Origin of the sequence: Pseudomonas sp. Sample_10, assembly GCF_004321495.1 — a bacterium.
Classification (GTDB): domain Bacteria; phylum Pseudomonadota; class Gammaproteobacteria; order Pseudomonadales; family Pseudomonadaceae; genus Aquipseudomonas.
Map to the genome: position 1 here is coordinate 26252 of NZ_RCOE01000209.1, position 11493 is coordinate 37744.

The 11493-nt window shown below is 60.3% G+C and carries 10 protein-coding genes and 1 pseudogene; 8 read left to right on the forward strand and 3 right to left on the reverse strand.

All coding sequences use genetic code 11. The annotated features are described in order from the left end of the window. Positions 1-81: 81 nt before the first annotated feature. Complete coding sequence (locus tag D8U18_RS20240; protein ID WP_130907533.1) at positions 82-537, forward strand: YMGG-like glycine zipper-containing protein; 456 nt, start codon at positions 82-84, stop codon at positions 535-537. A gap of 13 nt (positions 538-550) precedes the next feature. On the opposite strand, the gene D8U18_RS20245 is transcribed toward D8U18_RS20240, so the two are convergent. Genes D8U18_RS20245 through D8U18_RS20255 form a run of 3 tightly spaced genes read right to left on the reverse strand, consistent with a single transcriptional unit; the run spans position 551 to position 4254 of the window. After that, complete coding sequence (locus D8U18_RS20245; RefSeq protein ID WP_131108244.1) at positions 551-1594, reverse strand: DUF2955 domain-containing protein; 1044 nt, start codon at positions 1592-1594, stop codon at positions 551-553. Then, positions 1584-2723, reverse strand: coding sequence for an HlyD family secretion protein (locus D8U18_RS20250; protein ID WP_131108245.1), 1140 nt, complete (start codon positions 2721-2723; stop codon positions 1584-1586). The genes D8U18_RS20245 and D8U18_RS20250 overlap by 11 nt, the downstream gene beginning before the upstream one ends. Further along, positions 2716-4254, reverse strand: a complete 1539-nt coding sequence (locus tag D8U18_RS20255; protein WP_131108246.1) for a TolC family protein — start codon at positions 4252-4254, stop codon at positions 2716-2718. Before D8U18_RS20255 ends, D8U18_RS20250 begins: the two co-directional genes overlap by 8 nt. 238 nt (positions 4255-4492) lie before the next feature. Here D8U18_RS20255 and D8U18_RS29240 point away from each other — a divergent pair, with 238 nt between their 5' ends. The 7 genes and pseudogenes from D8U18_RS29240 to D8U18_RS29080 all read left to right on the forward strand — a co-directional run. Continuing rightward, complete coding sequence (locus D8U18_RS29240; RefSeq protein ID WP_131108247.1) at positions 4493-6496, forward strand: aminotransferase class I/II-fold pyridoxal phosphate-dependent enzyme; 2004 nt, start codon at positions 4493-4495, stop codon at positions 6494-6496. Positions 6497-6523: 27 nt separating this feature from the next. Next, entirely contained in the window at positions 6524-7306 is a 783-nt protein-coding gene (locus D8U18_RS20265) for a transporter substrate-binding domain-containing protein (protein ID WP_130931825.1), read from the forward strand. A gap of 143 nt (positions 7307-7449) precedes the next feature. After that, positions 7450-8163: an ABC transporter permease subunit gene (locus D8U18_RS20270; protein ID WP_056855322.1), complete on the forward strand. Its 714-nt coding sequence runs from the start codon at positions 7450-7452 to the stop codon at positions 8161-8163. Positions 8164-8181: 18 nt separating this feature from the next. Continuing rightward, a complete protein-coding gene (locus tag D8U18_RS20275) occupies positions 8182-8880 on the forward strand; it encodes an ABC transporter permease subunit (RefSeq protein ID WP_056855323.1) in 699 nt (232 codons plus the stop codon). Next, on the forward strand, positions 8880-9845 hold the full coding sequence (locus tag D8U18_RS20280) for a DMT family transporter (protein WP_131108248.1): 966 nt from the start codon (positions 8880-8882) through the stop codon (positions 9843-9845). Before D8U18_RS20275 ends, D8U18_RS20280 begins: the two co-directional genes overlap by 1 nt. Before the next feature lie 14 nt (positions 9846-9859). Continuing rightward, entirely contained in the window at positions 9860-10876 is a 1017-nt protein-coding gene (locus tag D8U18_RS20285) for a succinylglutamate desuccinylase/aspartoacylase family protein (RefSeq protein WP_131108249.1), read from the forward strand. Positions 10877-11121: 245 nt separating this feature from the next. Next, positions 11122-11476, forward strand: a pseudogene (locus tag D8U18_RS29080) (cupin domain-containing protein); the annotation flags it as partial. Between the last annotated feature and the right edge of the window lie 17 nt (positions 11477-11493).

The following is an 11493-nucleotide window of genomic DNA, read 5'->3' on the forward strand; positions in this document are numbered from 1 at the left end:
AACGTCCGGGGCAGGAGCGGGCCGGGGGGGTGAACTACACTGTTTCTACTTCACCCAGCCCGACTCCTTTCGGAGGTCAACATGAAACGCTTGTCACCGATCGGCCTGTGCGTTGCCTTGTCTTTTTTCAGTGTCCAGGGATGGGCGCAGACGGTGACGCCGTTGAAAGGCCAGAGTTCGCAGCAGACTCAAATGGATATCACCGAGTGCAACAACATTGCCGCCAGCCAGACGGCGTCGACCTCATCGACGCCCTCCGGAGGTCGGGTCAAGGGCGCCGTGGCCGGTGCGGCTGCCGGGGCTGCGGGCGCGCAGGTGCGCGGGCGGCAGCACGACGAGTTTTATGATCGCGTCGATGACGACACCAAACAGGATTACCGCCAGAACCGCGCCAAGGAAACCGCAGCGGCCGGTGCCGTGGTCGGTGGCTCGCGCCAGCGTCAGGAGCGACGCGCGCAGGAGAAGACCAACACCGCGAACACGGCGACGGCTTATACCAGTTGCCTGCAAGGCAAGGGTTATCAAGTCAATCCCTGAGAATCGCCGGTTGCTATGGAGCAGTGGCGGCATCCGCTCGGGTTGGTTTTTGCCGCTGTTCAAGTAAATGAACCATCAAGCACGCATACAGCGTTACGCCGATGAACAGCGCCATGCGCACGGCAAATGCGGTCTGTACGTCCTTGCCTTCTGCGCTGTCCTGAACAGATTGGCCCAGCAGGATGATCAGGGTCAGCAGGCTGTTGAGCCAGAATCCCGGGCTAAAGCGGCCCGATTTCAACCCGTAGAGCTTGCGCGCGACGATCAGGGCGAACAACAGCATCCACAAGAAGAACATCCACAAGTGGGCGAACAGGCTGAGCGCCCACCAGAACATCACGGCCAACAGCCCCCCGAGCAGGGTCGATCCGATCAGCTCGCGTGCGGCGTTTCGCGCCGAGGTCGTCGAACTCTGTTGCCCCAGGTTGACCGCCTTGAGGACGATGGGCAGGTAACTTGCCGGATCAATCAAAGCGAGCAGGAATGCCGGAACCACGATCAAGGTGGCGCGCAAGGCGATTCGGTCCACTTCGCTCGTCGGGAGGGCTGGGGAAGGGGGCTGAGCCGGTGCGTTGACCGGTTCGGGGAACAGCCAGTGACTGAACATGCCGACGATCACTGCCAGAAGCAGTCCCGAGACCATGGCCGTGATGACCATGACTGCCAGGCCAAAATCGGCAACACCCGCCGAGGAAATCAGGGTCAGGCCAATCACCAGAAACGTGACGATCAGGTTATTGCCGCCCCGCAAGCCGAAGCGAAAAACCAGGAACAGGCACAGGCCGATCAACAGCACCCCGGTGTTGGGGTAGTAACGCAGTACCGGGATCAACAACAGGCCGGTGCCGGTGGTCAGCATTGCAGCCAGCGCCAATACCACTGCTGTCTTGAACGGTAGCGGCCGATTGGCGGAAGCGAGCAGCAGTGCACAGAGCACCGGGGCTAAAAAAGGGATCGGCAGTGCCAGGCCAAAACTGGCGGCCAGGCATACCGACGTGCCAGTGGCCAGGCGCAATGCACGCTGAGCCCTGGGCGTGCGCTGTGCGCTAGTAAACATACGACAGCCAACTCATCAGCCGCAGGAACACCCGACCCAGCGGGTTCAGCAGATTATCTTCAGAGGGAAAAGCCATGACTTCCGCCTGGCCGCCAGCGCGGATGCCGCGGTTGTCACGCAGCTTCGCCAGGGCGTCAGGGGAAAACTCGATGATCACCGGGAAGCGTTGCGCGGGACGCAGCCAGTCGCGGCTGTTCTGCACGGTCGGCAGGCTGCCGGGCGCGGCGGGTTGGCCAACGCTGACGCCGTAACCGATGCTGCGTATGCGCCCCTCGAACACTTCACCGGGCAGGGCATCGAGCACAATCGACACCGGGGTTTCGGGCTTGACCAGGCCGAGGTTGTTTTCAGTCATGTCGGCGCTGATCCATACATCGTGGATGGCAATCAGGGTCATGACCGGGTTGCCGGCTGCGGCGAATTGGCCGACATCGGTGCGCAGGTCAGTGATCAAACCGGCCGAAAGGGCGCGGATCTGCGTGTTGGAAAGGTCCAGTTCAGCTTTTGACAATGCCGTCGCGGCGCTACGCAGCAGGGCGTTGTCTTCCGCGCTGCCACCCTCCGTTTCACGGGCGCGCTGGACCTCGGCGCGGGCGGCGGCCACCTGGCTGACCGCCGCTTCGCGGTTGGCGCGGGAAACTTCCAGCAAACGCACGGAAATGGTTCCCGGGTCCTCTCGATACAACCCTTCCAAGCGCTGATTGTCCTGGCGCGCCTTGAGCTCGTTGGCTTGCGCCGCACGCAAGCTGGCCTGGGCCGAAGCAATGCCGGCGGTACTGGCGCCGATCTGCCGGCGGGTGGATTCGAGGTCGGCGCGGGCACGGTCGACGGCAATCTGATACGGCTGCGGATCGATCTCGAAAATCACTTCCCCGGCCTTGACGTCCTGGTTGTTGCGCACATTGACGCGGGTTACCCGCCCCGCGACTTCCGCCGCCACCGGAATCACGAACGCACCGACCCGTGCCTGTTGCGTATAGGGCGTGAATCGGTCTGCCAGCAGGTACCACGCAAGGCTCAGGACGATCAGCAACAAAACCCACTTGATGCCTTTGCCAGTCGGGTCGGCAGCCGGTTCGGCGGGCGGCGGGGAGGGCGCGTCGGGCGTCACGGGCGCGGCTTCACTCATGGTTTTTCACCTGGTCGGGCAAAGGGGATACGGGAAGGTCGGCAGAGGGATCAGTCAGCAAATCGCCCCAGTCCGTGCGTTGCTCCATCTGCTTGCGTGTCGTGGAGTCGACTCTGGCTTGGGCGCTGTACCAACCGCCGCCGAGTGCCTTGTACAGGGCAATCACGTTGCTCACGGCATCGCCGCGACTGAGCAGGTAACTGTCCTGGAGTTCGAGCAGTGCGCGCTGTGCATCGAGTACGCGCTGGAAATCCGAATAGCCTTCGCGATACAGCGCGTTGGCCAGCTCCAATGAACGTTTGGCCGCGCCTTCGGCCTCACGCAGGATGCGTTCGCGCTGCAATGCGCGAACCAGACCATTGGCCGCATCATCGGCCTCGCGCGCGGCCTGGCGGACTTTGTCGCGGTAAGCCTCGATCAATTGCTGCAACCGTGCATCCTGCACGCGCACGTTGTTGCTGATACGGCCATAGTCGAACACGTTCCAACGCAGGCTTGGGCCGCCAATCAGGTCGAGACTGCGGGATGTCCCGCTCAAGGTATCAGCGGACCAGACGATACTGCCCAGCAACGTCAACGACGGGTAGAAATCGCTTTCGGCCACGCCGATCAGTGCCGATTGGGCGGCGACATTCAGTTCTGCGGCGCGTATATCGGGGCGACGCAGCAGCAGATTGGCCGGGACATCCTGCAGCACCGCACGGTCCACCAACGGAATCAACCCAGTGTTCTCGGCCATCAGCGGCAGCGCCCCGGGTGGACGACCAATCAACACCGCCAGGGCGTTGCGGATTCGACCGATCTGATCCTCGAGAACGGGGATTGTGCTCAAGGTGCCCAGGTATTGGGTCTTGGCTTGTTGCAAGTCGAGTTCAGCCGTCTGGCCACTCATGAACAGTTTTTCCGTGATCTCGTAATTGCGCTGTTGCTGGCGGGCGTTTTCCCGAGCCACACGCAAACGCGCTTCGGTAGTGCGCAGGGAAAAATAGGTATCGGCAACCTGAGCCCGGAGCAATACCAGCGCATCTTCATAATTGGCTTCGGCAGCGAAGTAACTGGCATCGGAAGACTCGATGGCGCGGCTGAAACGGCCCCAGAAATCCAGTTCCCAGCCCACATCGAACCCGGCGCTGTGCTGCCAGAAATGGCTGTCGACCGGGTTATTGCCGCCGGACTGGCGCCGGTTGACGTAAAGGCTGTCAACGCTGACCTGCTGCAGTTGCGGGTAGAGACCGCTTTGGGCAATGCCCAATTGTGCGCGAGCTTCCATGACGCGCAACCCGGCGATCTTCAGGCTGGCGTTGTGCGCATCGGATTCGGCAATCAACTGGTCCAGCGCCGGGTCGGCGAACACTTGCCACCACTGGCGGATGTCCGGATTCACTGTACGTTGGCTGGCGTGCTCAAGGGCCGGGGTGTTCCAGTGATCGATCCACGTTTCGCCGGGCGGTTGAAAGTCCGGCCCCAACCGCACGCAACCGCCAAGGACAAGCACGGCAGACAGCAGCAGCTGGAGGGTACCTGAATGCATTACGCGTTTTCCGACCAAGAACATCACAGCAGCATAGACGCCCGGACGACTGCCGCTGTGTTTCAACGTCACGCGGCGTAAAAACGCCACCACTGTCGCAAAAACGACCTGTTTACGCTGAACGCGAACCACCACGACTTTTCTGTTGAACGAGTGTTCAGCCTGGTCTATGTTCGTTCCACCTTCTTTCCCGGCTGGTTGCGGGCTTGCGTTTCTTCTATTTGAACGAGGCACTGGCATGCGGTTTTCACCTTTTGTTGAGCGGATCTCAGGTCAAGGTGTCGCTGCCTGGGATATTCACAATGCGGCGTTCGAAGCCCGCCGCAATGGTGAGGATGTGATCATTCTCAGTGTCGGCGACCCGGATTTCCCAACCCCCGATTTCATCACCGAAGCCGCCATCCAGGCGCTGCGCGAAGGGGACACCCACTACACCGAAATCCCCGGTCGTCAGGCATTGCGCGAAGCCATCGCGGCGCGCTACGGCAAGCTGTTCGGGCGCGAGGTGCAGGCGGCAAATGTGATCACCGTGGCCGGTGCGCAGAACGCCTTGTTCGTCACCTCGATGTGCCTGCTCAGTGCGGGGGACGAAGTGATTGCCCTCGATCCGATGTACGTGACCTACGAAGCGACGCTCAAGGCTTCTGGCGCCACCCTGGTGCGGGTACCGTGCTCGGCGATGGATGATTTCCGTCTCGACGCTGCCGTATTGGCAAAAGCCATTACTCCACGAACCCGGGCGATTTTCCTGTCCAACCCCAACAACCCCACTGGCGTGGTGCTCAATCGCGAAGAGCTGCAAGCCATCGCAGACCTGGCGATCGCCCATGACCTGTGGGTGGTCGTCGATGAGGTCTACGAGAGCCTGGCTTTCGAACGCGAGCACCTGAGCCTGGCAGCGCTGCCGGGCATGGCCGAGCGTTGCGTGGTCATTGGCAGCCTGTCGAAATCCCACGCCATGACTGGTTGGCGGATCGGCTGGATCGTTGCCGACCCCGCCCTGATCGCGCATGCCGAAACCCTGGTCCTGAGCATGCTCTACGGCTTGCCGGGGTTCGTCATGGAAGCCGCGCTCAAGGCTGTCGAGGCCCACGCTGAAGTGACCCACGGCATGCGCGACATCTATCGCCGCCGCCGTGATCTGGTGGTGAACGGGCTGTCCGATTGCCCGGGCATTTCAGTGCTCAAACCCGATGCCGGCATGTTCGTGCTGGTGGACGTGCGTGGCACTGGCCTGACTTCGCTGGAATTTGCCTGGCGCCTGTTGCGGGAGGCGAGGGTATCGGTGCTGGACGCGGCGGCTTTCGGCGAACCGGCCCAAGGCTTTGTGCGCCTGTCCTTCACTTTGGCTGAAGAGCGGCTGGCCGAGGCTTGCCAGCGCATTCGGGATTTCGTCCTGGTATTGAAGGGCGAAGCGCCGCGACCGGTGATCAACAGTGTCGCAACCGAGCCAAGGGTCGAACCGGTTGCGGCGCGGACCATGATCGAAGTCGAAAAACTGCACAAGCGTTTTGGCAATATCGAAGTGCTCAAAGGCGTGTCCCTGACCGCCCGTGAAGGGGAAGTGATTTCACTGATTGGCGCCAGCGGCTCGGGCAAAAGTACCTTGCTGCGTTGCATCAACATGCTTGAAGTGCCGGACCAGGGGCGCATTCTGGTGGACGGCGAAAGCATTCACCTCAATCACACCCGCCCCGGCGCGCCGCTCATTTGCGACGCCAGGCAACTGGTGCGCATTCGGTCCAGCCTGGGCATGGTGTTCCAGAATTTCAACCTCTGGCCCCATCGTACGGTGCTGGAGAACCTCATCGAAGCGCCGACCCAAGTCCTGCGCGAAAGCAAAGCGGAGGCCACCGAACGCGCCGAAGCCTTGCTCGAACGCGTGGGGCTGGCGGCCAAGCGCAACGAGTACCCGGCGTTTCTTTCCGGGGGACAGCAACAACGGGTGGCCATCGCCCGGGCCCTGGCCATGCGGCCCAAGGTCATGCTGTTCGATGAACCCACCTCGGCTCTCGACCCGGAACTGGTCGGGGAAGTGCTGCGGGTGATCCGCTCCCTCGCCGAAGAAGGCCGGACCATGATCCTGGTGACCCATGAAATGGCCTTCGCACGCGATGTCTCTTCCAAAGTCGCCTTCTTGCATCAAGGCCTGATCGAGGAAACCGGTTCGCCGGACGAAGTGTTCGTACACCCACGCAGCGAGCGTTGCCGGCAGTTCGTCAACGCTCATCAAACTCGCTAACGCCACATAAAAAGACGGGAAAACACCATGGGAAATCGACGTTTTGCACACTGGTTGACTGGCGCCGCCTGCGTATTGCTGGCCGGCATGAGCGCAGCTCAGGCACAGCCCATTCGCTTTGCAGTCGCCGCGGAACCTTATCCGCCGTACACCGAAAAACAGGCCAACGGTGAATGGAAAGGTTTTGAGGTCGACTTGATTCACAAGCTGTGCAGCGAAATGAAGGCCGAGTGCGAGATCAAGGAAGTGGCGTGGGACGGGATCATTCCATCGTTGTTGGCGAAGAAAATCGACGTGATTTTCTCCTCGATGTCGGTGACCGAAGAGCGCGAAAAACAGATCGCATTCAGCAAAGCCTATTACGACTCGGTGGTCGCGGTGGTGGGGCCGAAGGACGCCGTCGTCAAAAAGTACCCGGATGACCTCAAAGGAAAAACCATCGGCGTGCAGAACTCGACAGTCAGTGCGAGCTACCTGAAGACCTACTACGAAAAAATTGCCGATGTGAAGTACTACGACACCCAGGACTCGGTGAACGCCGACCTGCTCGCTGGCCGCATCGACCTGATGATGGCCGACGGCACGGCCATGGCTGCTTTCGTCAAGACCCCGGATGCCAAAGACCTGGCCTACCTCGGCGCGGTGCCATACGACCCGATCTTCGGCAAAGGCGTGGGCGCCGGTCTGCGCAAGGACGACACCGACCTCAAGAGCAAACTCGACAAGGCGATCCAGGAGTTGCTGGCGAGCAAGGACTATGACGACTTGTCCCAGCGCTACTTCGGTACAAGCGTGAAGCCGACGTTCTGACCAACCGGGCGCATATAGAACCCTGTGGGAGCTGGCTTGCCGGCGATTGACGCGACGCGGTGTGCCTGACGTACCGCCTTCGCTGGCAAGCCAGCTCCCACAAAGGCTATGCGGTACGTTCACGGTTGTTACGGGAGACTGAAATGCCTGCAATGTTCGATTTGATCAATTTCAGCGAGCAAGGGTGGGGCGGGGCGCTGCTCAAGGGGCTCTGGATGACCCTGCAGATCTCGGCCGGAGCATTCGTGCTCGGGCTGGGGATCGGCTTGCTGGTGGCCTGCCTCAAGTTGGGTGCGCCGAAACCGATTGCAGCACTGGCTCGCGGTTACACCACATTGTTCCGCGCGGTGCCGGAGCTGTTGCTGATTCTGTTGCTGTACTACATGGGTTCGATGCTGCTCAACTCGCTGATGACCTCGCTGGGTTACGAGGTGGTCAATGTCAGCGGCCCGTTGGCGGCGATCGTGGTGCTGGGACTGGTGCAGGGTGCCTACGCCTCGGAGATTTTCCGTGCGGCGATCCAGGCGATTCCCTATGGCCAGATCGAAGCAGGCAAAGCCTTCGGCTTGCACGGTTTTGGCCTGTTCCGGCGTGTCACGTTGCCAATCATGGCCCCTTACGCAATGGCGGGGATGGCCAACCTGTGGATCAACCTGATCAAGGACAGCGCCCTGATCAGCGTGGTCGGCACCAACGAGTTGCTGTACACCGCCAAGCAAGCGGCGGGTTCGACGCGTCACTATCTGTTGTTCTACCTCACGGCCGCGGCGTTGTATTACGCGGTGACGCTGGTGTCGAACTACCTGTCGGGACGGTTGGAGCGGCGTATTCGTCGCTGGATGCCTCTTGTTGACTAAACCGGCTGAGTAAATGAAATGATTCCAGCGTGGACAGTTGAATACGCATCGCTGTTGATCAGGGGGCTGCAAACGACCCTCATGATTCTGTTGATTGCCAGTGTGCTGGGTTTCTTGCTGGCGATTTTGGTAGCGCTGGCGCGAATCTCGAAGAACACAGTGATCGCCAGGGTCAGCCTGTTTTACACCAGCGTGACCCGCGGCACGCCGCTGCTGATTCAGATTTACATCTTCTACTACGGACTCGGCAGCCTGTTTGCGCAGTTCCCGCTGATTCGCGGCAGTTTTCTCTGGCCGTACCTGCGCGATGGTTACTGGTACATCGTGTTTGCCCTGGTGGTGTCGGTTGGCGCCTATGTCGGCGAAGTGATCCGCGGCGGTCTGTTGGCCGTCCCGAAGGGTGAGATGGAAGCAGCCTCGGCGTTTGGCATGACGGCTCGCCAGGCACTGTTGCGCGTGCGGCTGCCGCGGGCCTTGCGTTTGCTGTTGCCGACCCTGGCCGGGGAAACCGTGATGCTGCTCAAGTCCACGGCGCTGGCCTCGACCATCGCGGTCATCGATTTGCTGGGTGCGGCCAACGTGGTTCGGGCGCAAACCCTGCAAGTCTACGAACCGTTGTTGCTGGTGGCCGGTGTCTACGTCTGTCTGACGTTCCTGATCGAAGCCTTGTTTGCCTTTTTCGAGCGCCGGGGAACGCCGGTACGCAGGTCCGCATGATGAACAAACCGTTGGTTGACCGCTCGCTGCAAGGCATCGGCCTGTGCACCTTGGGCTACGCGTTCCTGTCGTTGCAGGACGCCGGCATCAAGTGGCTGGTGGCCGACTATTCGGTGGTCAGCATTTTGTTCTGGCGAGCCTTGGTGGTTGCGGTTGCGTGCTTGCTGATCGGGCGTTTGTCGCTGGTGCGCCGTGCGTGGCAGTCGTCCAGTCGCCGCTTGCTGGTCGTGCGCGGGTTGCTGTCGATCGCTGCGTGGCTGCTGTATTACACGGCAGCCCGGGACCTGACGCTCGCGGAAATGACCACGTTGTATTTTTCGGCGCCGATCATGGTCACGGTGCTGGCGACTACGATACTCAAGGAACGCGTCAGCGGTTGGCAGTGGTTTACCTTGCTCATCGGTTTTGTCGGCGTGGTGATTGCTTGTCGCCCCAACAATCTGGCCGATCCGCTGCCGATTGCTCTGACGCTGTTGGCGGCGATGTGCTGGGCATTCACCTATATCCAGCTGCGCCAGGTGGATGACCAGACCTCGGTGCTGGAGCAGATGCTGATCACCAACGTGGTGTTCGTCATTTGCATGGCGGTGGCATTGCCCTGGACCCATACGCCAGCGCCGACCCCGGCCTGGCTAGGCATGCTGGGAGCGGGCCTGTTGGGCGGCATCGGCCAGTTCCTGCTGTTCGCCAGTTTCCAGCGCGCCACCGCGACGGTATTGGCACCCTTCGAGTACACGGGATTGATCTGGGCGTTCCTGCTGTCGAGCCTGATCTGGGGCACGCTGATGGATGTGTCGTTGATGATCGGCGCCGGTTTGATCGCGGTCAGTGGCACCCTGGCGATGATTTTCGGCCGGCATCCCTCACAGGACGTCGTCGGTGCTGAATGCTCCGTGTCGCAACCCCTTTATCCAGCAACGACAGAACTGGAGCCTGTTGACCAGGCTGAAAAATTACGTTCATGACAGAGGGGAAGGGCATGGCGCAGGACGTTTCATTCAGCGTTCTTAACAACAATGGTGACGCGGTGCAGGTCGGCGCTTGGCGTTTCGAGGGCGCCAATTCGGGGCCGAAGGTGCACTTGCAGGCTGGGGTGCATGCCGATGAAATTGCCGGAATGCTGGTCTTGCACGTCTTGATGCAACGACTTGCAGTGGCCGAGGCCGAGGGCCGACTGAAGGGCAGCGTGACCGTGGTTCCACAGGCCAATCCCCTGGGCATCGGCCAGTTTCGCCAAGGTCGGATTCTGGGGCGCTTTCACGATGCTACCGGCCATAATTTCAACCGGGGCTTCGATCAATCAGCCGCGATGGAACAACCGGCTACGAATGTCCAGCAATGGCAAAAGAAACTGGTAGAACTGGCCGCGTCGGCAGACGTGATGCTTGATCTGCATACCGATGACGAAGCACTTCCCTATCTCTACGTGCATCGCAGTTTCTGGCCCCGAGGTCACGAACTGGCGACAGCGATGAAGATGGACGTGGCAATCATCTGGGACAATGGCGGCGATGGCTCATTCGAAGAAACCATCATCGCTCCGTGGTTGCGCGAAGGTACGACGCAAGGTCGCATGGCCGCTACCCTGGAGCTGCGAGGGCAGGGCGACGTCAACGACCGGTACGCCACGCAAGACGCCGATGGCCTGTACGCCTGGCTGTGTGGCTACGGAATTATCGACGAAGTGACCGCACTGGCCGAATGGCCTGTCGAGATCAGGGACATGGCGCAGATGGAGACCATTCTCGCGCCACAATCGGGCGTACTGATCTTTGAAAAAGAGCTGGGCGATGTCGTTGAGCAAGGCCAGCGGTTTGCTCGAATCCTGCGCCGGCCGGGAGATCCGTCTTCGCAAGTCGTCTTGTTGGCCGAACAAACCGGGCGCATGGTCACGCGTTATCGCGATCGCCTGATCCCACAAGGCGCGGTAGTGGCCAAATTCACCGGTAGCCGTGTTTCACGCAATTGGAGCGGCGGGTTGCTGGATCCGAACTGAGCGTTGAAGGGATGAATTTTATAACTACGCTAAATGCCTGTTTAGTCGAGTTAATCGCCTATCGTCGGCGAAAACACGTAAATACAAGCCAAAAAACGTTAGCAGTGCGCGACGGACTCAGCCGGACAATTGATCGTCGCACTCGAACTGGCACTGCACCAGATGCAGCGAATACCATCGACGTTACGCTCCGACAAACAAGCCATACCGACCAACAGGGACGGCTCACGATATTGCGGATGGCTGAAGATTCGCCCACAGGACATTTTCCCCCAACCAGTCAGGCGTGATGCATTACTACCATTTGGGTGACGCCATCGAGTACTCACTGATTTTCCCAGCCGGCACATTGAAAACGCAACGACGTTGTTGCCGGGTGGAGTTTGCAAATGCACATAGCTGGCGGAATCTGGAAAGCGTCATCGGCTGATGACGGGCTCATCAGGATTCGGTCTGGCCAGCGAAGCCATTTCGCCAGGGCTTGATTTTTGCCGATATGGAAATCGTCAGCCAACAAAAGAGCGCCGAAGTAACTCAAGTCCTTTCCCCCCTAAAACTAAATGCCGACAGATCATCATCTTAACCTCGATTTCAAGATAAAAAATCAAGTTGAACAT

What these genes read in the sequence shown, in the direction of transcription:
- D8U18_RS20240 (WP_130907533.1), top strand. Translation starts at nt 82, where the DNA reads ATGAAACGCTTGTCACCGATCGGCCTGTGCGTTGCCTTGTCTTTTTTC.
- D8U18_RS20255 (WP_131108246.1), bottom strand. Translation starts at nt 4,254, where the DNA reads ATGCATTCAGGTACCCTCCAGCTGCTGCTGTCTGCCGTGCTTGTCCTT.
- D8U18_RS20280 (WP_131108248.1), top strand. Translation starts at nt 8,880, where the DNA reads ATGAACAAACCGTTGGTTGACCGCTCGCTGCAAGGCATCGGCCTGTGC.
- D8U18_RS20285 (WP_131108249.1), top strand. Translation starts at nt 9,860, where the DNA reads ATGGCGCAGGACGTTTCATTCAGCGTTCTTAACAACAATGGTGACGCG.
- D8U18_RS20275 (WP_056855323.1), top strand. Translation starts at nt 8,182, where the DNA reads ATGATTCCAGCGTGGACAGTTGAATACGCATCGCTGTTGATCAGGGGG.
- D8U18_RS20265 (WP_130931825.1), top strand. Translation starts at nt 6,524, where the DNA reads ATGGGAAATCGACGTTTTGCACACTGGTTGACTGGCGCCGCCTGCGTA.
- D8U18_RS29240 (WP_131108247.1), top strand. Translation starts at nt 4,493, where the DNA reads ATGCGGTTTTCACCTTTTGTTGAGCGGATCTCAGGTCAAGGTGTCGCT.
- D8U18_RS20250 (WP_131108245.1), bottom strand. Translation starts at nt 2,723, where the DNA reads ATGAGTGAAGCCGCGCCCGTGACGCCCGACGCGCCCTCCCCGCCGCCC.
- D8U18_RS20245 (WP_131108244.1), bottom strand. Translation starts at nt 1,594, where the DNA reads ATGTTTACTAGCGCACAGCGCACGCCCAGGGCTCAGCGTGCATTGCGC.
- D8U18_RS20270 (WP_056855322.1), top strand. Translation starts at nt 7,450, where the DNA reads ATGCCTGCAATGTTCGATTTGATCAATTTCAGCGAGCAAGGGTGGGGC.